The organism is Brevibacterium sp. MGP-B1 (assembly GCF_057766545.1).
The window spans coordinates 3,537,523-3,559,946 of the sequence record NZ_CM173407.1; the positions used below are offsets into that span (position 1 = coordinate 3,537,523).

The 22,424-nt window shown below is 65.6% G+C and carries 22 protein-coding genes; 11 read left to right on the top strand and 11 right to left on the bottom strand.

What is annotated here, in order from left to right; all coding sequences use genetic code 11:
- Positions 1-88: 88 nt before the first annotated feature.
- The 3 genes from AC3CD9_RS16115 to AC3CD9_RS16125 are packed head-to-tail and all read right to left on the bottom strand — an operon-like array spanning position 89 to position 1,394.
- Positions 89-436: a VOC family protein gene (locus AC3CD9_RS16115; RefSeq protein WP_488364973.1), complete on the bottom strand. Its 348-nt coding sequence runs from the start codon at positions 434-436 to the stop codon at positions 89-91.
- A gap of 26 nt (positions 437-462) precedes the next feature.
- A complete protein-coding gene (locus AC3CD9_RS16120; RefSeq protein WP_488364974.1) occupies positions 463-981 on the bottom strand; it encodes a DinB family protein in 519 nt (172 codons plus the stop codon).
- Positions 978-1,394 (bottom strand): DUF488 domain-containing protein, encoded by a 417-nt coding sequence (locus tag AC3CD9_RS16125; RefSeq protein ID WP_488364975.1) that lies wholly within the window; start codon positions 1,392-1,394, stop codon positions 978-980. The genes AC3CD9_RS16120 and AC3CD9_RS16125 overlap by 4 nt, the downstream gene beginning before the upstream one ends.
- Positions 1,395-1,514: 120 nt before the next feature.
- Between AC3CD9_RS16125 and AC3CD9_RS16130 the strand changes: the two genes are divergently transcribed.
- Both AC3CD9_RS16130 and AC3CD9_RS16135 read left to right on the top strand, forming a co-directional pair.
- Entirely contained in the window at positions 1,515-1,667 is a 153-nt protein-coding gene (locus AC3CD9_RS16130) for a hypothetical protein (RefSeq protein WP_488364977.1), read from the top strand.
- 308 nt (positions 1,668-1,975) lie between these two features.
- Positions 1,976-2,911: a hypothetical protein gene (locus tag AC3CD9_RS16135; RefSeq protein ID WP_488364978.1), complete on the top strand. Its 936-nt coding sequence runs from the start codon at positions 1,976-1,978 to the stop codon at positions 2,909-2,911.
- A 195-nt stretch (positions 2,912-3,106) separates the two neighbouring features.
- On the opposite strand, the gene AC3CD9_RS16140 is transcribed toward AC3CD9_RS16135, so the two are convergent.
- The 5 genes from AC3CD9_RS16140 to AC3CD9_RS16160 form a co-directional block, all read right to left on the bottom strand.
- A complete protein-coding gene (locus AC3CD9_RS16140) occupies positions 3,107-3,745 on the bottom strand; it encodes a TetR/AcrR family transcriptional regulator (protein WP_488364979.1) in 639 nt (212 codons plus the stop codon).
- On the bottom strand, positions 3,735-5,429 hold the full coding sequence (locus AC3CD9_RS16145) for an AMP-binding protein (RefSeq protein WP_488364980.1): 1,695 nt from the start codon (positions 5,427-5,429) through the stop codon (positions 3,735-3,737). Before AC3CD9_RS16145 ends, AC3CD9_RS16140 begins: the two co-directional genes overlap by 11 nt.
- 94 nt (positions 5,430-5,523) lie before the next feature.
- Positions 5,524-6,288, bottom strand: a complete 765-nt coding sequence (locus AC3CD9_RS16150; RefSeq protein WP_488364982.1) for an SDR family NAD(P)-dependent oxidoreductase — start codon at positions 6,286-6,288, stop codon at positions 5,524-5,526.
- Between the two features lie 108 nt (positions 6,289-6,396).
- Entirely contained in the window at positions 6,397-7,542 is a 1,146-nt protein-coding gene (locus AC3CD9_RS16155; RefSeq protein WP_488364983.1) for an acyl-CoA dehydrogenase family protein, read from the bottom strand.
- A 62-nt stretch (positions 7,543-7,604) separates the two neighbouring features.
- On the bottom strand, positions 7,605-8,438 hold the full coding sequence (locus AC3CD9_RS16160) for an enoyl-CoA hydratase-related protein (RefSeq protein WP_488364984.1): 834 nt from the start codon (positions 8,436-8,438) through the stop codon (positions 7,605-7,607).
- Positions 8,439-8,664: 226 nt separating this feature from the next.
- On the opposite strand from AC3CD9_RS16160, the gene AC3CD9_RS16165 reads away from it, so the two are divergent.
- On the top strand, positions 8,665-9,303 hold the full coding sequence (locus AC3CD9_RS16165; protein WP_488364985.1) for a hypothetical protein: 639 nt from the start codon (positions 8,665-8,667) through the stop codon (positions 9,301-9,303).
- Between the two features lie 169 nt (positions 9,304-9,472).
- Here the strand turns inward: AC3CD9_RS16165 and AC3CD9_RS16170 are convergent, their stop codons facing one another.
- On the bottom strand, positions 9,473-12,799 hold the full coding sequence (locus AC3CD9_RS16170; RefSeq protein WP_488364987.1) for a S41 family peptidase: 3,327 nt from the start codon (positions 12,797-12,799) through the stop codon (positions 9,473-9,475).
- An 87-nt stretch (positions 12,800-12,886) separates the two neighbouring features.
- On the opposite strand from AC3CD9_RS16170, the gene argS reads away from it, so the two are divergent.
- Together argS and AC3CD9_RS16180 are read left to right on the top strand one after the other, a co-directional pair.
- Entirely contained in the window at positions 12,887-14,626 is a 1,740-nt protein-coding gene (gene argS, locus AC3CD9_RS16175) for an arginine--tRNA ligase (RefSeq protein WP_488364988.1), read from the top strand.
- Positions 14,623-15,909 carry an MFS transporter gene (locus AC3CD9_RS16180; protein ID WP_488364989.1) on the top strand — a complete coding sequence of 429 codons (1,287 nt, stop codon included), beginning with the start codon at positions 14,623-14,625 and terminating at the stop codon, positions 15,907-15,909. The genes argS and AC3CD9_RS16180 overlap by 4 nt, the downstream gene beginning before the upstream one ends.
- A gap of 204 nt (positions 15,910-16,113) precedes the next feature.
- On the opposite strand, the gene AC3CD9_RS16185 is transcribed toward AC3CD9_RS16180, so the two are convergent.
- A complete protein-coding gene (locus tag AC3CD9_RS16185) occupies positions 16,114-16,854 on the bottom strand; it encodes a hypothetical protein (protein WP_264800171.1) in 741 nt (246 codons plus the stop codon).
- 175 nt (positions 16,855-17,029) lie between these two features.
- Between AC3CD9_RS16185 and AC3CD9_RS16190 the strand changes: the two genes are divergently transcribed.
- Complete coding sequence (locus AC3CD9_RS16190; RefSeq protein WP_092009713.1) at positions 17,030-17,572, top strand: peptidylprolyl isomerase; 543 nt, start codon at positions 17,030-17,032, stop codon at positions 17,570-17,572.
- A gap of 38 nt (positions 17,573-17,610) precedes the next feature.
- A complete protein-coding gene (locus tag AC3CD9_RS16195) occupies positions 17,611-18,312 on the top strand; it encodes a rhomboid family intramembrane serine protease (RefSeq protein WP_488364990.1) in 702 nt (233 codons plus the stop codon).
- A 437-nt stretch (positions 18,313-18,749) separates the two neighbouring features.
- Here the strand turns inward: AC3CD9_RS16195 and AC3CD9_RS16200 are convergent, their stop codons facing one another.
- Positions 18,750-19,472 carry a cell division protein CrgA gene (locus tag AC3CD9_RS16200; RefSeq protein ID WP_488364992.1) on the bottom strand — a complete coding sequence of 241 codons (723 nt, stop codon included), beginning with the start codon at positions 19,470-19,472 and terminating at the stop codon, positions 18,750-18,752.
- 264 nt (positions 19,473-19,736) lie between these two features.
- Between AC3CD9_RS16200 and AC3CD9_RS16205 the strand changes: the two genes are divergently transcribed.
- The 4 genes from AC3CD9_RS16205 to AC3CD9_RS16220 all read left to right on the top strand — a co-directional run bounded on the left by AC3CD9_RS16205 (position 19,737) and on the right by AC3CD9_RS16220 (position 22,382).
- A complete protein-coding gene (locus AC3CD9_RS16205) occupies positions 19,737-20,900 on the top strand; it encodes a class E sortase (RefSeq protein WP_488364993.1) in 1,164 nt (387 codons plus the stop codon).
- 1 nt (position 20,901) lies between these two features.
- Positions 20,902-21,069, top strand: coding sequence for a hypothetical protein (locus tag AC3CD9_RS16210; protein ID WP_193627261.1), 168 nt, complete (start codon positions 20,902-20,904; stop codon positions 21,067-21,069).
- Positions 21,066-21,710 (top strand): anthranilate synthase component II, encoded by a 645-nt coding sequence (locus AC3CD9_RS16215; protein WP_488364994.1) that lies wholly within the window; start codon positions 21,066-21,068, stop codon positions 21,708-21,710. Before AC3CD9_RS16210 ends, AC3CD9_RS16215 begins: the two co-directional genes overlap by 4 nt.
- A gap of 159 nt (positions 21,711-21,869) precedes the next feature.
- On the top strand, positions 21,870-22,382 hold the full coding sequence (locus tag AC3CD9_RS16220; protein ID WP_139467643.1) for a GyrI-like domain-containing protein: 513 nt from the start codon (positions 21,870-21,872) through the stop codon (positions 22,380-22,382).
- The last annotated feature ends 42 nt before the right edge of the window (positions 22,383-22,424 follow it).

Sequence of the window (22,424 nt, forward strand, 5' to 3'; positions counted from 1 at the left end):
AGTAGTGTCCAGTAAAACCATGTTCACGATGTCGTTGCCCGGGTCTCCGGCCCGGCTTCGGTCTGTGTTCCGGCCGTTTTCCGTCCGATCAGGAGTTGAGGACGCAGAACTCGTTGCCTTCGGGGTCGGCGAGGACGACCCAGGGTTCGTCTCCGGTCTGACCCACATCGACACGGCGGGCTCCGAGTTCGAGGAGGCGGGCCACCTCGGCGTCCCGGTCATCGGGCCGGAAATCGAGGTGGAGTCGGTTCTTCACGACCTTCTCTTCCCGATCGATGCCGACGATGATTCCCGGCAGGCGATCGGGGTTCTGCCGGATCTCGATCTCCGTGTCGTTCTCGTCGACGATCACCCAGCCGAGCGCTCGAGCCCACCAGCGCCCGAGCGTGAGTGGGTCGGGCGAATCGATGACGATCTGCTCCCATTCCAATGACATGGCCTCCCCTTCCGATGGTCAGGGCCTCATACCCCGACGTCGCCGAGGTGGTGGCGGACTTCGTGCCAGCCGTAGCGGGTGAGCGAGGCGATCGTGAACTCCCGACCGTCGGCGCGCAGTCCCGTGCGTTGCCACTGCCCGTCTTCGAGTCCGGAGAGCGTGTCCGCATAGGCGGTTGCTGCCGTGTTCAGTCCGTCGAGCACCTCGGCGGCGGTCTGGTGACGGTAGTCGGACTCGAGCGCCACCGCATCGCCGTCGAAGTTCGGCAGAGTTGGGGTCTGCTCATCGAGCATGAGGAGGGTGCGAGCGCGGAACTCGGTGAGGACGTCACGCAGGTGGGCGGCGTATTCGACGCTCGACCACCGGTCGTCGCGGGGACGGTCGGCGGCGTCCGCACGAGTGAGTGCGGGCGCGAAGGAGGCGGCCGCCTCGGCGATGGGACCGCTCAGTTCGAGGACGTCCTCGCGCCCGGTGAAGCCGCACTCGGCACAGCCGGTGTCGAGGACCTCGGCCCAATCCTTCGTGTCCGGTTTGATCGGACTCATCCGTGCCTGCCGCTGTCGAGGGATTTCTTGAGCACCGCTGCCTGACTGATGTCATCGCGCTTCGACGCGGTGAGCAGCGTGAGCGTGCCCTTCTCCGCAAGCTCCTTGAGCTGATCGAACGCCTCGGCTCGGGTGCCGTCCTTGAGCTCTTCTCGATAGCGGTGCGCGAACTCCGCGTACTTGTCCGGATCGTGTCCGAACCACTGGCGCAGCTCGGTCGAGGGGGCCACGTCCTTGAGCCACTCGTCGAGGTGGGCGTGGTCCTTGCTCACTCCGCGCGGCCATACGCGGTCGACGAGCACTCTGGCTCCGTCGGACGGCTCGGGGGCATCGTAGATGCGGCGCACCCGGATCCGAGGATCGTCATCCGCGGACGTCGAACGGTTCTTCGATCCGTCCTTCGAGGCGGTCATGGTCGTTCACTCCCTCCGCTTGCTTGGCTCCCAGTGTAGGTCGAGAGGCGGGCTCATGGGGCGGACATCTGCCGATGACTCGATTCTCCGAGGTCAGGAACGCGGGGGTCGGCGGTGGCAATGATCGGTGCCTTCGGGGCAGAGCGCGACCTGTACCTGCAGGAGACGTCCGGATTCCTCGCCCTCACCGACGAGTCCAGGGTCCCCTGCACTCCGGAGCGCAGCTCGGGTCGAACGGGAACTCGCGGTGAGGCGGAACTCGCGGTGGGCTGAGACTTGTGCTGAGCCGGAACTCACGGTGGCCTGAGACTCGCGCTGAGCCGCCGCGCAAGCCGCAGTGGGCACCGCAGCCGCAGTGCGGGCGCTGCACAGTCCTGGGCCAGGCGCTTGGGTGGGAGAAATGGTCACGTCCGCCGCAGGATTTCGTGACCATTTCGACCACCTAGGAGCGTGCTTTCTGCGATTTCGGCGTGCTCTTCTGCAATGACTCGAGCGCCGATTCCTGTGGATCGAAAATGTCTGTCCACAGCCAGGTTCGCGGCTCTCCCTGTTCTCCTGCATGATGCGCCAGCATTGCTGGTATGTACAACAGCCGTAAATGGCAGAGACGTGACTTTCCGCGTCTGTTTCGCGTAAGGCAGGCCGAGAAGATCGGCATCTCACGACGTCGCATGCTGGATGAGGAGCAGTGCCCGATCGTTCTGCCCGGAGTCCGCATGGATCACAGCAACCAGGAATCACTGCGCGCCCCAGGATGGGCTGATGACAGTTGGATCTGGGATTCGCTGAGGCTGCGCGCCGCTGTCCTGAAGTTTCCGCACGTGATGGCTGATGATGCCACTGCGGCTCGAATCTTCGGTTGGCCGTTGCCCCCGAGGTTGATGAATGACCGTCTGTACCTGTGTGCTGCCGACAGAAATCTGCGGATTCGGTTGGCGAAGGTGACTCTGCGCCGCACGCAGCATCTGACTCCCGCCCACTGGCTCGACTTGCCCGTCCTCGCCCCGGTGGAGGTCTTCATCAGGCTCGGCGCTCATCTCGATGTGGCTGAGCTTGTGAAGGTGGGTGATGCGGCGATCGGCAATTGGCATGGGCCGCCGCAGACAACGATCGACGACCTCGCAGCTGCTCTTGAGTCCCATTCTCGGCTGAGGGGACGGCAGAATCTGGTGAAAGCGGTGAGCTTGATCCGTCCAGGTGTTGATTCCCCGCAGGAGACGGGTCTTCGCCTGTGGGCTTTGAGGGTGGGTTTGCCCGAGCCGACGGTCCATCCCCAGATCGAAAGCGACCTCGCCAGAGGAATCATAGAGCCGGACCTGGGCTATGAGGATGCGAGGCTCGCTCTCGAATACGACAGTGAGCTGCATCGTGAGTCGGCAAAGCAATGGACGCGCGACATCGAACGCGACGAAGCGCTTGTCGATGCCGGATGGACTGTCCTGAAAGTGACCCGGAAGACCGACTACAGGCAGCTGGAAGCGAAGGTCCGGAAGAAGTTGGGACTGCAGCAGCTGTAACTGCAGGAACTGGACGGGAATGAGCAAAGTTGCCGGCTTCTGAGCGCATTGCCGAGGGCTTGGGTGGGATGAATGGTCACGTCCGCCGCAGTATTCCGTGATCATTTCGACCACCTAGTGGAGATAGCTCACCACCTCGGCGGGCGGGACGCATCTGCGCCGGACATCCCCTACCTCGTCCGAGCCGCACTCCCCCTATTTCGTCCGGGCAGCCTCGCTGAGGTTGCTCAGCACAAGCGTGCGCACCTGCCGGTCGATATAGGTCTCCAGGTCGAGCCCGATCCGCTGGAAGTACCAGTACTTGAGCGCCCACATGTGGGCGATCGACATGAGGTCGTGCCCGAGCACCTGCGCATCGACATCACGCAGGTCGCCTGCTTCGACGGCGGCGGTGACGACATCGACGAGGGGTTGGAGGGTCTCGAGCTCCTGGTCCTGGATCGACTTCAGCCCGTCCTTCGACAGTGCCCTGGAGACCTGATAGGTGAGCACGACCGCATGTCTCTGCTCGCCGACGATGCGGCAGAACTCCGTGAACGCGGCGATGACCTTATCCACGGGTTCGGCCGCCTCGGCGATGGCGGAGGGGACACGGAGACGGAACTCCTCGAGGACGCGGGTGATCGCGGCGAGCACGATCTGCTCTTTGTCCGAGAAGTACTTGTACAGCAGTCCGACACTGACCCCGCCGGACCTCGCGATCGCCTGCATGGACACCGAATGAGTGCCCTTCTCCTGCATCAGACGCACGGCGGCGTCGACGATCTGCCGCTCTCGGAATTCCGCGCGGGCACCGCGGACGATCGCGTTGAGGTCTTCGGATTCAGCTGACATGCTCGGCGGCGACTTCCTCTCTGAGCTTGAACTTCTGAATCTTACCGCTTGGCGTGCGAGGGAATTCGTCGAGGCACTGCAGGGCCTCGGGCCAGTACTGCTTGGCCACTCCCCTCGCGTCGAAGAACTCCTGCAGCTCGTCCATCGTCAGGCTGTGGCCCTCGTTGAGGGTCACGACCGCGTATGCGATCTCCTGCAGCCGGGGATGCGGCACCGCGACGACCGCGACTTGGGAGACCGCGGGATGTTCGTAGAGGACGTTCTCGATATAGGCCACGGGGATGTTCTCACCGCCGCGGATGATGATGTCCTTCGACCGTCCTGCGATCCGGATGAAGCCTTCGGCGTCCATTTCGGCGAGGTCTCCGGTATCGAGCCAAAAGCCCGCGAAGGCGTCTGCCGTCTGCTTCGGTTCATCGAGGTAGCCGACGAACAGGAATGGGCCCGTGACCTGGACTTTTCCTTCGACACCCGCGGGCACGGGTTCCCCGAGTGGGTCGACGATGCGCACCTTCATCGAGCCCAGTGCTCGTCCGTCGGTGCTCGTGACCTTCTCCTCCGAATCGCCCGGTGCCGTCATCGTCACCAGCCCGCATTCCGTCTGTCCCCAGCCGCCGAAGACGTTGAGCTCCGGCAGCAGGGTGCGCGCCTCGTTGACCATGACACGCGGAATCGGGGCGCCCATGCAGCAGAAGTGCTTGAGGGAGGACAGATCGTGCTGCGTCGACTGCGCCACCTCGAGCAGATCGTGGAGGAACGGAGTCGCCCCCGATGTGTGCTGGATTCCGTGCTCGGCGACGAGACGGGCGAATTCCTCGCCGTTCCACACGTCCTGGAACACGCCCGAGCCGCCGATGAGCAGGGGCAGACACACTCCGTACATGTAGCCGGTGAGATGGCCGAAGGTCGAAGCCATGTGGATGACCGAATCCTCGTCCAATCCCAGGTGATCCGGCCACGGCAGCGAGGCCGCGAGCACGTTGTTGTGCGTGTGCATCACGCCCTTGGGATTGCCCGTCGTCCCCGAGGTGAAGAGGATGAGTCCGACCTCATCGGGGTTCGGGCGCCGGTCGTCCCAAGCGATGGATTCGATCGCCGAGGCGGTCGACCGTGAAGCGTCCGAGCTTGAGTCGCGTTCCCCTCGAGCAAGGAAGTCCGTCCACTTCTCGAAGCCGCCCCGACTGTCGAAGGTCGCCTCGCCCGGGGTGTCGAGGACGATCGTGTGCCGCAGCTCCGGCAGGTTCGGACGCAGCCGGTCGACCATATCGGGATAGTCGAACTTCCGGAAGCGATTGGGCACGAAGAGCACCGAGACGGACGCCTTCTTGGCCATATACCCGATCTCGCGGTCCCGATAGATCGGGATGAGTCCGTTGGTCACGGCGCCGGCCTTGGTCGCGCCGAGGTGGATGACCAGCCATTCGTACCAGTTCGGCAGCTGCACACCCACCACATCTCCGGGTTCGACCCCGAGGTCGACGAGCGCCTGGGCACAGGTGTCGACATCCGAGCTGAGTTCGGCATAGGTGTGGGCACCGTAGGGATCGCGGGTGACGATCGCGTCCGGTCGTTGTGCACTCCAGTGCTCGAGGTGGTCGAGGAGGGTCTGGTTCTTCCAGTTCCCGGATGAGGTGAATTCCTCGATGAGGGAGTCGGTCAGGGTGGTCTCGAATCGGGTGGGCATAGCAGGGCTCCTTTGCTCTGGTGTCGTACCTGTGACTCGGGTGGAGCTGGTGGTCGTGCTGACAACTGTCGCCGCCGGGAGACGGCCGTGATGCTCAGGCCATCGTCAGTCCGCCGGAGACGGACAGAGTCTGGCCCGTGACATAGGCGGAATCGGGACGGGCGAAGAAGGCCACGGCATTCGCGAGGTCCTCGGGCTGGGCGAGCCGACGCATCGGAATCGACTTCTCCAGCGCGGTGCGCAGCTTCGGATTGTCCGCGGAGATCTCGGCGAACAGCGGCGTGTCGGCCGGTCCGGGGCACACGCAGTTCGCTGAGATCCCGTGACGGGCGACCTCGCGGGCGAAGGTCTTCGTGAACGAGATGATCCCGCCCTTGGCCGCCGAGTACACGGCCTCCCCGCTCGACCCGACTCGACCGGCATCCGAGCCGATGCTGATGACGGATCCCGATCCGGCTGCGATCATGTGTTCGGCCGCCGACTGCGTGCAGTTGAGCGTGCCGAGGAGGTTGATCGCGATGACCCGCTGCCAGGCCGCCGGCGTCGACTCCATGAACGGTTCGACCTTGTCCCAGCCGGCATTGTTGACGAGGACGTCGATGCGTCCGAAGCGCTCGACCACCTCGGCGATCATGGCGTCCACGGCCGCACGGTCGGTGACATCGGCGGCGAGCCCGATCGAATCATGTCCCAGCGCCGAGGCGGTGTCCGCGGCCTTCTGAGCGTCGAGGTCGGCGACGACGACGGTGGCGCCGTCGGCGGCGAGCCGGTTCGCGATGCCCTTGCCGATTCCGGAGGCGGCACCGGTGACGATGATGATGCGATCGGTCAGGGGTTCGGTCTGAATGTGTGCTGACATGGTGGTGTCCTTCCAGTGGTGAGTCTGATGCTGCGGTTGGAATGTGAGCCGGGTGAGAGGAGCGTCGGTGGTGAAGCTATGGGTGGGCCCGGCCCGTGTTCTTTCCGGTCAGGGGGCGTATTCACGACCGGCGGAGTTGCGCGCGATGATGAGTTTCATGATCTGGGCGGTGCCGTCGCCGATCTGCATGCCGAGCACGTCACGCAGCCGTTTCTCCACGTCACGGTCCTGTTTGTAGCCGTTCTGGCCGTGCAGAAGCAGGCACTGGTGGATGGCGTGATAGGCCTCGAGCGGGGCCCACCACTTGCACATCGCCGCCTGCGAGGTGTGCGCCAGTCCCTCGTCGCCGAGCCGCAGGGTGTCCAGGCACAACAGACGTGCCGCCGTCATCTTCGTCTCCGCTTCGGCCAGCGGGAACGAGACCCCTTGGAACCTCGACAGCGGCTGATCGAAGGCCTCACGTCCCTTGACGTAGGCCCAGGCGTCCTCGATCGCGCGAGTCGCAGTCCCCGTGCACTGCAGTCCGATGAGGGCGCGGGAGAAGTCGAAGCCCTGCATGACCTGGGTGAATGCTCCGCCGACCTCGCCGAGGAGGTGGTCGGCCGGCACGCGGACGTCGGTGAAGTCCACGCTGCCGCGGGCAACCGCGGCCTGGCCCATGTCGATGATGGGGTTTCGGGCCACCCCGGGGGCGTCGAGGTCGACGAGGAATGCCGAGATGCCCTTCCCTCTCCCGGCCTCGAGGTCGGTTCGGGCGAAGATCACCGTGGCCGTCGAGGTCATGGCCAGCGACATCGATTTCGTGCCGTTGATGATCCAGTCATCCCCGTCGCGGCGTGCCGTGGTCGAGGGGTTTCCGGCATCCGAGCCGGCCTCGGGCTCTGACAGCCCGATGGCCACCGTTTCGTCACCGGTTGTGATGAGGCGGCAGTAGTGGGCGGCTACCTCGGCGCTGGCATTGCGGGCGATGACCTGTCCGATGAGGGATCCGACGACTTGGACATAGGCGACGGTGAGGTCACCGCGGGCGATGGCCTCGGTGACGAGACCCGCGGTGACCTTGGTCAGCCCGGCCCCGCCGAGGTGGGTCGGCAGTTCCGGGGCAATGAGACCGGCGCGGCCCATCTCCCGGGTGATATCGGCACCGATGCGGCCGGCAGCTTCGCGTTCGCGGGCCTCGCTGATGAGCCGCTCCTCGAATCCGGCCGCCGCATCGAGCAGGGTCTGGGTATCGGGGGTGAGAGTCGTGTCCACGGGAATCCTCTGTGCTGTCAGGGTCTGTGCGGGTGGGATCTATGCCGGCGAGGCGCCGGTGGTCAGTACGCGCCGTCGAAGCGGCTGAAGTCCGGATCGCGCTTCTCCGCGAAGGCGGCCGCGCCTTCGTGTGATTCCGGTGAGTGGGCGTAGAGGTCGAGGGCGCTCATGGCGAGGTTCGTGAAGCCGGCCTGCATCTCGGAATCGGCGTTGAACGACTGCTTGAGGAAGCGCAGCGCCGTCGGAGCCTTGAGACCGAGGGCTCGGGCGCGTTCCTTGGCGCGGGGCATGAGCTCTTCGCCGTCGACGACTTCGTTGGCCAGACCCCAGGATTCGGCCTTCTGTGCGTCGATGAGTTCGCAGAAGTACCACATCTCACGGGCGCGCTTCTCGCCGATGACGCGGGCGAGGAAGGCCGAGCCGTAGCCGGCGTCGAAGGATCCGACCTTGGGGCCGGCCTGGCCGAAGCGCGCGTGGGAGGCCGCGATCGTGATGTCGCAGAGGGTGGTGAGCACGTTTCCGCCGCCGATGGCTACACCGTTGACCGCGGAGATCACCGGTTTCGGCACCGAGCGGATGACCTTGTGGAGTTCGGAGATGCGGAACATGCCGTAACGGCTGGGGCCGTAGTCGCCGGTCTGCGCCTTCTGTTTGACGTCGCCGCCGGCGCAGAAGGACTTCTGCCCGGAACCGGTGAGGATGATCGAGCGGACGCGGTTGTCGCCCCAGGCGAGAGTGAAGGCTTCGATGAGTTCGTCGACGGTCTGCGACCGGAATGAATTGAAGGAATCGGGCCGGTTGATCGTGATGACCGCGAAGGTCTCTTCCACCACGTAGAGGATGTCGTCGAAATCCGTGGCTGCGGTCTGCTGAGTCGGGCTGGTGGATGTTGGCATCGTTGCCTCCTCGAACGAAAAATGAATCTATGTTCACACCCAGTGAACATCAGTTCATGAACGAGGTCAAGAGTCGCGGTGCCGGAAGATTCTTGTGAGTTCGCCGAGTTTCGTCCCTCCGCATCGGAGCGACGGTGCACTGGTGGAAGAATATTGGCGGCAAGGGTGCCGACAGAATGCACTGCTCAGGTGTCGGCCGATCCGAACTCCCGGCAATGGGTCGGGAGTGACTGACGATGACGACGAGAGACGGACGACGATGACCACTGTAGAACCTGGGCCGAACGGCCCGACGTCACCGAGGGGCAGGCAGACAGCTGCCGGTGCGGAGATCGGGGCGCTCATCGGCGCCGGCTTCGGGCTGCTGTTTCTCATCATCAACACCGGCCAGTTCTCGACCCTCGGTCGCACACTTGTCATCGCGGTCGGCGTCATCGTCTTCGCCGGCATCGCGGTCCTCGCGGTTCGCGGACTGCGGCGGAACCGTGGTGGAGGCGGCCGCCTCGGCGAATCGGGGACACCTGGTCGTCGGGAACCGCCGTTCGGTCGCGCCTATTGGATCATCGTGCTCATCGAGGCGGTTCTCCTGTTCGCCGGAACCCGCCTGTTGGCGAGCCTCGGCCATCCGGAGCTCGGAGTGGCGTGGGTGGCCGTGGTCGTCGGCACTCATTTCTACGCGCTCGGCCGCGTGTTCGGGCTCGACCGCTTCCACGTGCTCGCCACCGTCGTCACACTCTGCGGAATCGGCGGGTTCATCGCCTTCTTCGCCGCGGCTCCGGCGTTCATCCCGGTCATCAGCGGCGTCATCTCGGGCTTCGTGCTACTCGCCTTCGCCATGTGGGCCCTGGTCCCGACCGAGCGGTAGAGCCCGGCACGCATCGAGTTTCGTTCGGTTCGTCATCGGGTTCTGATCCAGTCATCGAGTTTTCTCCCGATGACTGGATCAGAACCCGATGACTTCCCACGAGGTGGCCCGGCCGGGCGGCCCTCACGTCGCTTCGCGTGCGCTCGTGGCCACTCGGCGGGGCGGGAGATCAGTCCTCGGCGGGGGCTTCGGGGATGCCGGTTCCGTCCTTCTTCAGCGGCTGCACGCGCGGCGGTGGGAACTCCGGAGCCTGGGCGGCGGGACGGGTCTCCAGCCCGGCGAACACCTCGGCGATGGCACGATCGAGCTGCGGATCGTCGGCGGCGAAGAGCTGACCGGGATCGTGCTCGACCTCGATATCGGGGTCGACGCCGTAGTTCTCCACACTCCAGCCCTTGCCCTCGATCCAGAAGGCATAGCGCGGCTGCGTCACTCCGGTGCCGTCGACGAGATCGTAGCGACCGTCGATGCCGACGACTCCGCCCCACGTGCGCACGCCGATCACCGGGCCGATGCCCTTGGCCTGCACGCGCGCGTTGATGATGTCGCCGTCGGAGCCGGAGAACTCGTTGGCCACGAACACCACCGGGCCGCGCGGAGCATCCTCGGGGTCCCGGTCCATCTGGTCATAGCTGCGAGCCGCACCCCAGGCAACCACCTGGTCGGCGAAGCGTTCGGCCACCAGGGCACTCGTGTGCCCGCCTCGGTTGAAACGCACATCGGTGATGACGCCCTCGCAGCCCATGGCCTGCCGCAGATCCCGGTGCATCTGCGCCCACCCGTAGGAGGTCATGTCCGGGACATGCACATAGCCGATGCGGCCGGATGACTTCTCGGCCACATACTCACGGCGGGAGCGCACCCAATCCTGATAGCGCAGCTTCTCCTCGGTGGGCAGTGGAATCACGGCGACCGTGCGGTCCTTGCGTCCGCGGCGCAGAGTCAGCTCGACGATCGTGTCCGCGGCCCCCTGCAGATGAGCGGCAGGACCGGCCGCCTCGTCGACGGGCTGACCATTGACAGCAACGATGACATCGCCGGGCTGCGCTCCGACTCCGGCCTGGCGCAGCGGCGACCTCGCCCCCGGTTCACTGCTCTCACCGGGAAGGATACGAGAGATCGTCCAACCCTCGGCGCTCCGCTCAAGATCCGCACCGAGGAATCCGAGCTTCTTCGACCCATCGCCGAGCCCAGACGGCGGGCTGACATAGGCGTGCGAGGTGTTGAGCTCGCCCACGGTTTCCCACAGCACGTCGACGAGATCGTCATGAGTCAGCGCCTTGGCGGCCACAGCACGCCAGCGCAGCGTCACCGACTCCCAATCGACCCCGTTCATGTCCTCGCGCCAATAGTGATCGCGCATGATCCGGGAGTTCTCCTCGAACATCTGCAGCCACTCGGCCCGGCGGTCGAGCTCGAACCGCAGACGCGAGAGATCGACGGAGATGTTGTCATCATCGTCGGCCTCGACCTTCCGGTTCGCCGGGACCACGCTGATCGCATCGTCGCTGCGCACGACGAGCAGCTTGCCGTCTCCGGAGATCTCATACTCGTCGGCCTTGTCGACGACGGTGCTGACCTTCCGCTTGGCGAAGTCGAAGTACTGGACCACCTCGGCGGGTTTCTCACCGGCATCTCCGGCCCGTCCGGTGCCGAGCTCACCGGCTTCGACGTCGCCGGTGCGCAGCCAGACGAGACCTCCCTCGGCGGATTCGAGATCCCGGAAGACCCCCGAGGCGACCGGGAACGGCACGATGCGCTCCTCGGCTCCCTCGAGTTCGACCTCGACGGTGGCGGCGGGTTTGTCACCGCGACCGCGCTCGGACTTCGCCTCCTCGGTGACCTCGCCGATCGCCCATCCGCCGGCGCTCGGCCCGAAGGGCGCGGGCTCATCGGCGGCCAAGGGCAGCAGCCACGGTCGGGTGACGCCGTTGAACGACAGATCGAAGGAATGCTGGTTGTACGAAGGATCGAAGGTGCGATCGGAGAGGAAGGCGACGAACTTCCCATCACGGGTGAACGTCGGCGAGAAATCATTGAACTTACCCGTCGTCAGCGGCTGGGCCTCGCGATCCGACTTCACCTCGGCGATCATCAGCTGCGCGAGCAGCTCCTCACCCTGCGTCGGCTGGGACCACACGAGGTACTTCCCATCGGGTGAGAACCGCGGATCGCGCGCCTCGCCGTGTCCCGAATGCCCGACCAGACGCGTCCGACCATTGCCCACCTCGACGGTCCGAATCGACCCGTCGTGGGAGATCGTGGCGAGCATCTTCCCCGCCGGATCCGCCTTCAGGTGCAGGACCCGTCCCAGGGCTCCGGCCCCGATTCGCCGAGGCGGCTTGTCCCCGGTCACGGACGCGACCTCGATCGCGTCCTCCCCCTCGACATCGGTGATGTACGCGGCAGACCCGGTGTCCCCGAGGACGAGAGGTTCGCGGGTGCGGATCGACGAATCCGCGCACAGCGCCCGGGCCGGGCCCTCGCGGTGGGCGAGCCAGAAGGTCTTGCCCCGCCATTCCACCACCGAGGCATTGCCTTCTCTGTCGGGGCTGATGTGATTGAGCCCGGTCTTCGGGTCGAGGCTGAGCGGCTGCACCTGGGTGCCCGGCAGCGTCACTGCGAGGGTGCGGGCCTCGGCGTCGAGGCTGTCGAGGATCCTGATCTCCCCACGGGAGTGCCAGACGATGCGGGTGCCGTCGGTCGTGGCGTCACGGACATAGCCCTCGGCCTCGGACTGGTGCGTGAGCTGCCGTGGTTCGACCGAGTCATCACCCGAACTCGCCGAGGTGGCCAGACCGTCGATGATCCACAGGTTCGCCTGCTCATCGGCATGGTGAGGGAAGGTCGCGGCCCGGTCCGAGGTGAACACGAGCGAATCGCCGACCCACAGCGGGTCGGTCAGAGAGGCCTCGTCCTCGCGCAGCAGCCGCTGCCACCGGGCCCCGGACCCATCGCCGATGCCGGCAGCGTTCGCGTTGCCGACCCGATCGAGCCACAGCCTCGGCGCAGTCCCACCCCGGTAGCGCTTCCAATGCGCGGGCGGACGCGAGAACGGCGTCGACAGAGCGGTCACTCCCGTGTGGTGCCGGGCCAGACCCGAAGCACGACCGAACGACAGCCGATCGACCTCACCGTCGAGGCTCACGGACTTCACGACATGGTTGCGGACCTCGAACTCCCCGGCATTCGCACCGACGAGGACATGGGCGGCATCGGCCCACCCGAGCATCGTCATCGCGCTCGACCCCAACCAGGTGAGCCGACGCAGGGACCCGGTGGCCACCTCGGCGACCATGAGCTCCGGCTGGCCGGTGCGGAAGGACACGAACGCGACGTGCGCTGCATCGGGCGAGATCCTCGGTGACCGAACCGGCGCATGATCGGAGGTCAGCCGCCAGGCGCGGCCGCCGACAGACGGAACCAACCAGACATCGTCGTCGGCGGTGAAGGTGATGAGATCGGACTGGATATGGGGATAGCGAAGATAAGTCACGTGACCCACATTACAAGCTCGACTGTGCGGCGACCGCGGGCCGGAACCGATGCCCAGGCAACTTGCACCCGGCAATAGAATGGGCACATGCCATCTCTGACTTCTGTGCTCACGGACCGTTTCGCCGCCGCCCTCACCCAGGCTTTCGGTGAGGACTTCGCCGGACGTGACCCCGTCATCCGCAGCAGTCAGTTTGCAGACTTCCAGGCCAATGTGGCCCTGCCGCTGGCCAAGGAGCTGAAGTCGAAGCCGCGCGATATCGCCGGACAGATCGCCCGGAACCTCGACCTGGAGGGCGTGTGCGAGGCACCGGAGATCTCCGGACCCGGGTTCATCAACCTCACCTTCCTCCCTGAATTCCTCGCCTCCACCCTCGAGGCTGGGGGCGCCGCCGCGGCACCGGCCAACGATGCCCCGCAGACCGTGGCCATCGACTACTCGGCCCCGAACGTGGCCAAGGAGATGCACGTCGGGCACCTGCGCACCACCGTCGTCGGTGACGCCCTGGCCCGCACCCACGAATTCCTCGGCAACACGGTCATCCGCCAGAACCACATCGGTGACTGGGGCACCCCCTTCGGCATGCTCATCGAGCACCTCCTCGATGTGGGAGTCGACTCCGACGAGGCCTCCGAAGTGTCCGAGAACCCGAACGCCTTCTACCAGGCGGCCCGGGCGAAGTTCGACTCCGACGAGGCCTTCGCCACCCGCTCCCGGTCCCGCGTCGTCAAGCTCCAGGGCGGCGACGAAGAGACTCTGGGACTGTGGACGACCCTCGTCGGCTACTCCCGCGAGTACTTCAATCGCATCTACTCCCTCCTCGACGTCACCCTCACCGATGACGACCTCGCGGGAGAGTCGACCTACAACGATATGCTCGCCGAGGTCTGCGACGAGCTCGAGGCCAAGGGCCTGGCCAGGATCTCCGACGGAGCGCTGTGCGTGTTCCCCGAAGGCTTCACCGGCCGTGAGGGCGAACCCCTGCCGCTCATCATCCGCAAGTCCGACGGCGGCTACGGCTACGCCACGACCGACCTCGCGGCCGTCCGCAATCGGGCGATCAACCTCGGTGTGAACCGGGCGCTCTACGTCGTCGGCACCCCGCAGGCCATGCACTTCGAGATGGTCTTCACCGTCGCCCGCGCGGCCGGCTGGCTGCCGGAGACCTTCAGTCCCGAGCACGTGAAGATCGGCAATGTGCTCGGGCCCGACGGCAAGATCCTGCGCACCCGCTCCGGTGCCCCGCTGCGCCTTGCCGAACTCCTCGAAGAGGCCGTGACCCGAGCGAAGACGACTCTGGCAGAGTCGAGCGTGGACTTCGGCACCGAGGAGGCCGATGAGGTTGCGCGCATCGTCGGCATCGGTGCGGTCAAGTACGCCGACCTCTCCGTCGCCCACGACACCTCGTACACCTTCGACCTCGACCGGATGCTCGCCCCCATCGGCAACACCGCCCCGTACCTTCAGTACGCCGGTGCCCGCATCCGCTCGATCGGCCGCAGGGCCGAGGCCGAAGGCGTCGATGCCTCCCGGGTCGCGAACGCTGCGATCAGCCTCGGTGAGACGGCCGAGCGTGAACTGGCCCTGTCGATCCTCGGCTTCGCCGATGTGGTCACCGAGGTGGCTGCCGGGTCGACGCCCCACCGCCTGTGCACCTACCTGTTCGATCTCGCCCAGGCATTCACCTCGTTCTACGAGCAGTGCCCGGTGCTCATCGCCGAGACCGAAGAGCTGCGCGACTCCCGTCTGCGGCTCTCGGCGATCGTGCTCGAGGTCCTCCAGGCCGGTCTCGGGGTGCTCGGCATCCGCGTTCCCGAGCGGATGTGAGTTCGCCTCACCGGCCCTCCGCGAAGAGGATGCTGCCCTGGATCGTTCTGGGCATCGTCATCCTCGCCCTCAACCTGCGCACCCCGATCATCGCGCCGACGGCGATCCTGACCGACATCCAGGAGGGCACGGGATTCAGCGCGGCCGGACTCGGTCTCCTCACCGGCCTGCCGGTTCTGCTGTTTGCGCTGGCCACGCCGCTGGCGGGGAAGTTCATCACCCGCCTCGGGGCCGAAGCCACGGTTCTCGCCTGTCTGTCCGGTGTCCTGCTGGGCACAGTTCTGCGGTCGGTCGGCCCTCCCTGGCTCGTGCTCGTGGGCACCGGGATCATCGGCCTTGCGATCACCCTGGGCAATATCGTCGTGCCCGTCCTCATCCGCCGCGAGGTCCCGTGGGAACAGGTGTCGATGGTCACCGGCCTGTACTCGGCGATGATGAACGTCGGGTCGATGGCCACCCTCATCGGCACCGGCCCGCTGGCCGCGGCCTTCGGCTGGCGCTGGGCGCTGGCGGCATGGGGCGTTCTCGCCCTGGCAGGACTCGGTTTCTGGATGGTGCTCATCCGCGTGCGCGTGCGCCGCGAGGGGGAAGCCGCCCGCGCTGCCGCGGAGGCCGTCGATTCGACTGACCCGTCCCTCGCCGAGGCGGCCGCCCCCGCTGCGAAGCAGTCGTGGGCCGAGGCTCCCGCCTCCTTCCGAGTGATCATCGCCCTGCTCATCATCACGTTCTCCGGGCAGTCGACCGCTTACTACGTGACGACGACCTGGCTGCCGAGCTACCTCGGCGACACGATCGGGCTCGCCCCGACCGCCGCCGGAGGCACGGCATCCCTGTTCCAGATCGCGGCGATCCTCGGCGCATTCGGAGTGCCGCTGCTGGCAGTGAAGACGAAGCCGTGGGTGCCCGTGGCGATCGTCGCAGTCCTCTGGCTGTCGCTGCCCGTGGGCCTGCTGGCAGCACCCGGTTCGTACTGGCTGTGGGCGACCACCGGCGGCATCGCCCAGGGCGGCGGGTTCACCGCGATCTTCTCGATCATCGCCCGCACCGCCGGCAGCGACGCCCAGACCGCGTCAGCATCGGCGCGCGTGCAGTTCGGCGGCTACCTCGCGGCGACCTTGGCCCCGCCGTTCGCCGGTTGGCTCAACACCGCGACCGGCGGGTGGACGGCACCGCTGCTGCTCATCCTCACCGCCACCCTCGCATTCACGATCACCGGTCTCGTGGCCGCCCGCCGAGCCGGAGGCTTCCCCCGCGGCGGACGCGAGGTCCTCGACCCCGAATAGGCTCGCCCTCCCTAATTACTACCTGACGGCGGCCCAGCAACCTCGCGCCAGGTTGCTGGGCCGCCGTCAGGTAGCAAGAAGGAGTCGACACGCGCAGAAACACCGAGGCGGCCCACCATAACGGTGGGCCGCCTCGGTGACGGTCGTGCGAATCCGTGGATTCGCCTGGTGACTGATCAGCGTCGCTGAACAGTCGTCAGTGACTCAGTGCTTGGCGTCGGAGCCTTCAGCCGACTGGGAAGCCGGCTTCGGTGCGGGGACCTCGTCCGCGGCCTCAGCCTTGGTCGAGGGCACAGCGGTCTGCGAGACTTCGGTGGCAGCAGCCTGGCGCGAAGCCGGGGTGGAACCGACCGGACGGGCATCGGCGGGACGGTTGTTCGGCAGCGGGGTCGACCAGGGATCCTCGACCGGCTGGGCCTTCTTCCACACGTAGTAGCCGATTCCGGCGGCCGAACCGATGACGAGGGTCCACACAAGTGCGGCCTTTCCGCCACCGGACTTGCGAGCGGTGTCCTTCTCGATGCGCTTGCCGGCGTTGGCGAGAGCCTTGCGGGCCTTCTTCATGGCCTTCTTGTCACCGGTGAGGCGGACAGCCAGGTCATCGATGAGCTTCGGGGTCTCGGCAGCGGACAGCGAAGTCGCGGCGTTCGATGCGAACTTGCCGGCGCGTTCGGTGGCCTCTGGACGGTAGGACTCGAGCTTGTCGGCCCAGTCATGGACCCGATCATTGGCCTTGTCGGCGAGAGCTTCGACCTGCGGACGAGCCTTCTCAGCGAACTCTTCGGCCTTGCCGGCAAGCGCCTCGACCTGAGGGCGAGCCTTGTCTGCGGCCTCACGCAGCTTCGGGGCCGCGTTCTCGCTGGCATCTGCCAGGACTCGGAGCGACGTCTGCTTCGCGGAATCGAGCTTCGAAGTGAGCTGATCTCGAGTGGGCTTCTTCGACATAAACAGTTCCCAATCCTTAGATGTCGGTGGTCAGGTGATCACTGACCAGTCTACGGCCTAGGGGCAAACCTGTGGACAGCGGATGTCATCGAATTGTCTGCGGATCGCCTGACAGGTTGGGCAATGGACCTGGTGCGAAACTGCATTCGCCGCGTCGGCGTGGAAGAATGAAGGCATGACTACAGCCTCAACGCATACCGCAGTCCTGCACACCAACCACGGTGACATCACCATCAACCTCTTCGGCAATCATGCTCCGAAGACCGTGGCCAACTTCGTCGAACTCGCCCAGGGTGAGCGTGAGTTCACCGATCCCTCGACCGGCGAGCCGACCAAGCGCCCGTTCTTCGACGGACTCGGCTTCCACCGCATCATCTCGAACTTCATGATCCAGGGCGGCTGCCCGCTGGGCACCGGCACCGGAGGACCCGGCTACACCTTCGATGACGAGATCCACCCCGAACTGCAGTTCGACCGCAAGTACCTGCTGGCCATGGCCAACGCCGGCAAGCAGATGGGACGCGGCACCAACGGCTCGCAGTTCTTCATCACCACCGCCGAGACCCCTTGGCTCAACGGCAAGCACACCATCTTCGGTGAGGTTGCCGACGAAGCATCGCAGCGGGTCGTCGATGAGATCGAGGGTGTCCGCACCGCTGCAATGGACAAGCCGGTCGAGCCGGTCGTCATCGAGAAGGTCGACATCACCGCGAAGTGAGTCACTGTCCGTAGAGGACCACTGAGTACCATGGTGTGATGGACACACCTGAGGAGGGCTCGGCACGGGAAACCGGCCGGGCCCTCTCTGCATCCCCGCCGCTGATCACCCGCACACTCCTCATCGTCACCATCGCGGCGTTCCTCGCGGAGCTCATTCCCGGCCTCGACCTGCTGCGCCGACTGAGCTTCGTCCCCGCACTCACACTCGAACAGCCGTGGCGGGTGCTCACGGTCGCCCTCGTCCACGAGGAGCCCTCACCGTTCCATCTGCTGGCGAACATGATCGGACTGTTCTTCTTCGGATCCTTCGTCGAGAGGGCGTTAGGGCATTGGAAGTTCCTGGCCGTCTACATCATCGGCACTGCGGGTGGTTCGGCCATGGTGCTCCTGCTGGCCGATCCCCTCGGCGTCGATTGGGTGACGCATCATATCGGTGCTTCGGGTGCGGTGTTCGCGATCGTCGGTGTCCTCTTGGCCCCGACCCGTCGGCTCGACCGGAACCTCGCCGGGGTGCTCGTGTTCGTCGGGCTCAACTTCGGCTATGGATTCCTCGTCGCGGGCGTGTCCTGGGAGTCCCACCTCGGCGGTCTGCTCACCGGATTCGTGCTTGGGTGTGCGGGGCTGCTCGGGCCCCAGCGCTCGCGGACGCTCGTGTTCACGTCGACCTCAGTCGGTCTGGTGGTGCTCCTGGCAGCCGGCGGAGCGTGGAAGCTGGCCGGCCTCTCAGCTCTGCCCTGAGCTCGGAGCTCGGAGCTCGAGTTCCGAACTCGGCTGAGGCCCTGGATTCAGTCGCAGAGTGCGACGTTTTCGTCTGCTGGGCGGAGTCGCACAGGAGCTATCAGGCTTTTACCAGACAAAAGCCGTTTTGTGTGCACTCTGCAGTGGAAAATTCTTTGTCCACAAGCTCTATCCACAACGTGGATAACTTACACTCATGTGTTTAGGCTGGTCAAAGGCCTAAAATAAGTTTTCCACAAGCGACGCACCCGGCTTGGGTATAACTCGGCGCTTGTGGATTGTCGATGCTGGGGCGCTGCTGTCGGAGCGAGTGGAGCGCCGCTGTCGGTGCGAGCGTGGACCGGTGAATGCAGATTGTCTGGTCGATCCGCGGTGATTCCGAGCTCAGAATCACGGCGGATCGACCAGACAATCGAAGCGATTGCGGCCGGGGTCGGCTACCGCCAGCGTGTGGACATGATCAGACCCGCCACGAAGAAGGCGAAGCCGATGAGGATGTTCCAGTTGCCCCACGCTTCGACGGGGAAAGCGCCCTGGGTGATGTAGAAGGTGACGAGCCAGATCAGACCGATGAGCAGCAGGCCGATGAGGACCGGCAGGAACCAGCTCGGGTTCGGCTTGATGGTCTGCTGGCCCGAGGTCGAGGTGTAGCTCGCCGTCTTGCGACCCTGCGGGCGCTTGGCGGGATTGCCCGAACGGGACGTGCGCTTGGCAGCCGCACCCTTCGAGCCGGCTGTCTTGGAGGCCGATGATTTGGAATCAGAGGCCTTCGAAGCCGAGGTCTTCGAGTCCGAAGTCTTCGACGACTTCGCATCCTTGGCCGACTTCTCGTCCTTGTTCGAGTCGGACTTCGTGGCCGACTTCTCGTCCTTCGACGACTTGGTCTTCTTCCCGGCGGCCGCGGTCGCTGAGTCTTTCGCGGAAGCCTTCTCGGAGACCTCTGCGTCCTCATCCGCGGAATCGTCCTTCAGATCATCCGCAGCAGACTCCGTCGCATCCGACTCGGTGTCGGCAGCCTCGGCGACATCGGTGTCGAGCGATTCGGTCTCGAGTTCGTCGACCTCGGTCACCTCGATCGCTTCTGCGGATTCGGCCTGCTTCGCCTTGGCCGCCGACGAAGTGCGAGAAGTGCGCTGGGGGCGTCCTTTGGACTTGGCCACAAGTACTCCTTTGTCGGCCGACCGTCGTTGGGGTCGCCGAATGAATGGTTGGGGACGATCGCAGACCAGTCTACTCGGGGCGGGGGTCACAGTGAAAAACTCCGACTACCCTGAAAGCGCCCCGAGCGCGCCCCGAACGATGATTCCCATAGGATAAAGTGCATAGGGGTGTCCCCGCCTGTCTTCTTCGACGGCCCCCGACAATGCAGTGACAGTCACGGAGCAGAAGTGGTGAATAGTTCCTCCTCGGGTAACGAGCCGGGCGTGAATCCGCCCTCGCGACCCACTATCCGTCCTGCTCAGAGACGGCAGGCTCCATCTGACTACGGTGACCAGCAACTCGGTCACTCCGCCGATCAGTCTGCAGGTGGTTCCGGTGCCGCCGGCGATCAGCCGCTGCCCAGCCGACGCGAGCTGCGACGCAGGGAAGCCGAAGCCGCTGCGGCCCAGGGAGAACCGACCGCCGTCTACTCCGATGCCCCGCCCGTCTACGAACAGCCCCACCCGACGCACGCTCAGGCCACCCAGGCCATGCCCGCGGTCCCGCAGGGTCACGGTGGACCGCAGACGCACGGCCGCCTCGGCGAGGATCAACGCCAACCGCAGGCCGCACCCCAACCGCAGGCCGCCCCCCAACCTCAGGGCCGGCCTCAGACCCGCCGCCAGCGGCGACGTCAGCCCGTGGAGAAGGAACCGCTCGGCCCGATCCGCGGGACCGTGCGCACCTTCGGCGAACTGTGCATCACGGCCGGTCTCGTCCTCATCCTCTTCGTCGTCTGGCAGCTGTGGTGGACGGACATCCAGGCCAACCGCGACAACGAAGTGCTCGCCGACGAACTCACCCAGGACTGGGCGAACCAGGACCCGAACGAGCTGCCCGACGATCCGGACGAACCCGTGGTCGCCGACCCTGTGGGCAAGAACGAGGCCTTCGGCATCTTCTACATCCCGCGCTTCGGCGACGACTACTACCGCACCGTCGCCGAGGGCGTCGACCTCGAACCCGTGCTCAACCGGATGGGCGTGGGCCGCTACCCGAACTCGGCGATGCCGGGCGAAGTCGGGAACTTCTCCATCGCCGGCCACCGCGTGACCTACGGCAAGCCGCTCAACCAGATCGCGAACCTGCGCCCGGGCGATGAGATCATCGTCCAGACGAAGGACGGCTTCTACACCTACACCTTCCGCAACTTCGACATCATCCTCCCCGATGCCGTCGAAGTGCTCTCACCCGTGCCCGACGCACCCGACTTCAAGGGCAAGGATCGGATCCTGACGATGACGGCCTGCAACCCGATGTTCTCCGCCCGGGAACGCTACGTCGCCTACGCCGAACTCACGGACTGGACGCCGGCCAGTGACGGAGCGCCGGACAATATCAAGGACTCGAAGGCCTATGACAAGGTCAGCAAGAACGGCGGTGCCTGATATGTACGCATTCATCTGGCGGATCCTTCCGGGCAACTGGGTGGTCAAGCTCATCTTCGCCCTCATCCTCATCGCGGCGGTCGTCCTCCTGCTCATGCAGTACGTCTTCCCCGTGATCGCTCCGTACATGCCCTTCAACAACGCCACCGTAACCGAAGGCGGACAATGACAAAGATCCTCGTCATCGACAACTACGACAGCTTCGTCTACACGCTCGTGTCCTATCTGCGTGAGCTCGGCGCCGAGGTCGACGTCGTCCGCAACGACGACATCCCTGCCTCCGCGATCGCGGAGACCGTGAGCGCCTACGACGGCGTGCTCCTGTCCCCGGGCCCCGGCGTGCCCGCAGAATCCGGGGTCTGCCCGCCCCTTCTGTCCTGGGCGGAGACAGCTGGCATGCCCGTGTTCGGCGTCTGCCTGGGCCATCAGGCACTCGGCGAGGTGTTCGGCGCCGAGGTCACCCATTCTCCCGTGCTCATGCACGGCAAGACCTCGGTCATCACCCACGACGGCGAAGGCATCTTCTTCGGCTGCCCGAGCCCGCTGACGGTCACCCGCTACCATTCGCTGGCGATCGTCGACGAGACCCTCGACCTCGAGAAGTTCGCCGTCACCGCCCGCACCGACGATGGCATCGTCATGGCCATCGAACACCGGGAGAAGCCCCTGTTCGGGGTCCAGTTCCACCCCGAATCCGTGCTCACGGAGTGCGGATACCTCATGCTCGGCAACTGGCTCGAGGTGTGCGGTCTCGAAGGCGCTGCGCAGGCGGCGGCGGGCATGTCGCCGCTGGCGACCGCGATCGCCTGAGAATTCCCGCCGATCCCTGTTCTCAGGGTTCTCGCCGAGGCGGCCCATCGTTATGATCGTGAGCACAGTGGTCCCTGTGCTCAGATGATCCGAATCAGCGCCGGGATCCGTGTACGACCTCAAGGGCCGTGCACTGCCGACGAACAGGAGACAGCGACGATGTCAGAACCGACCTATCTGCGCGACGAACCGTTCACCGAACTCACCGTCATCGAGGTCCCTGCCACTCCGGCGGCGGTCGTCGAAGCGCGTGAAGTGCACATGTCAGACCTGCCGGAACTCTTCGATGCCACGTTCTCCGGTCTCTTCCCCGTGCTCTCCGAAGCGGGCCTCGAACCCGCGGGACCGGCTTTCGCCCTCTACACTCGACAGCCGAGCGAAACGGTGGATCTGCAGGTCGGGATCCCCACCTCGGCGGGGCTGACGAATGCGCAGCCGATCGCCGGCGGTCATATCGTCATCCCCGCGGAGCTGCCCGGCGGCTCCATGGCCGTGCGCAGCCACCTCGGCGGATACGACGGCCTCGGGGAGTCATGGGCGCAGCTGCTCAAGGACGCGGTGGCGGCCGGGCATCGTCCGGGACTGCCATTCATCGAACTCTATGTCACCGAACCCAGCCCCGAGGCGGATCCCGCCGATATGCGCACCGATCTGTTCCTCACCTTGGAGTGAGGAACAGCGTCCGGGCCAGTCGATGACTGACCCGGCCGCTGT

Coding starts and splice junctions, on each gene's coding strand:
- AC3CD9_RS16190 (WP_092009713.1), top strand. CDS start 17,030: ATGACTACAGCCTCAACGCATACCGCAGTCCTGCACACCAACCACGGT.
- AC3CD9_RS16160 (WP_488364984.1), bottom strand. CDS start 8,438: ATGCCAACATCCACCAGCCCGACTCAGCAGACCGCAGCCACGGATTTC.
- AC3CD9_RS16130 (WP_488364977.1), top strand. CDS start 1,515: ATGATCGGTGCCTTCGGGGCAGAGCGCGACCTGTACCTGCAGGAGACG.
- AC3CD9_RS16215 (WP_488364994.1), top strand. CDS start 21,066: ATGACAAAGATCCTCGTCATCGACAACTACGACAGCTTCGTCTACACG.
- AC3CD9_RS16185 (WP_264800171.1), bottom strand. CDS start 16,854: ATGTCGAAGAAGCCCACTCGAGATCAGCTCACTTCGAAGCTCGATTCC.
- AC3CD9_RS16210 (WP_193627261.1), top strand. CDS start 20,902: ATGTACGCATTCATCTGGCGGATCCTTCCGGGCAACTGGGTGGTCAAG.
- AC3CD9_RS16145 (WP_488364980.1), bottom strand. CDS start 5,429: ATGCCCACCCGATTCGAGACCACCCTGACCGACTCCCTCATCGAGGAA.
- AC3CD9_RS16115 (WP_488364973.1), bottom strand. CDS start 436: ATGTCATTGGAATGGGAGCAGATCGTCATCGATTCGCCCGACCCACTC.
- AC3CD9_RS16140 (WP_488364979.1), bottom strand. CDS start 3,745: ATGTCAGCTGAATCCGAAGACCTCAACGCGATCGTCCGCGGTGCCCGC.
- AC3CD9_RS16135 (WP_488364978.1), top strand. CDS start 1,976: ATGTACAACAGCCGTAAATGGCAGAGACGTGACTTTCCGCGTCTGTTT.
- argS (WP_488364988.1), top strand. CDS start 12,887: ATGCCATCTCTGACTTCTGTGCTCACGGACCGTTTCGCCGCCGCCCTC.
- AC3CD9_RS16195 (WP_488364990.1), top strand. CDS start 17,611: ATGGACACACCTGAGGAGGGCTCGGCACGGGAAACCGGCCGGGCCCTC.
- AC3CD9_RS16125 (WP_488364975.1), bottom strand. CDS start 1,394: ATGACCGCCTCGAAGGACGGATCGAAGAACCGTTCGACGTCCGCGGAT.
- AC3CD9_RS16120 (WP_488364974.1), bottom strand. CDS start 981: ATGAGTCCGATCAAACCGGACACGAAGGATTGGGCCGAGGTCCTCGAC.
- AC3CD9_RS16150 (WP_488364982.1), bottom strand. CDS start 6,288: ATGTCAGCACACATTCAGACCGAACCCCTGACCGATCGCATCATCATC.
- AC3CD9_RS16220 (WP_139467643.1), top strand. CDS start 21,870: ATGTCAGAACCGACCTATCTGCGCGACGAACCGTTCACCGAACTCACC.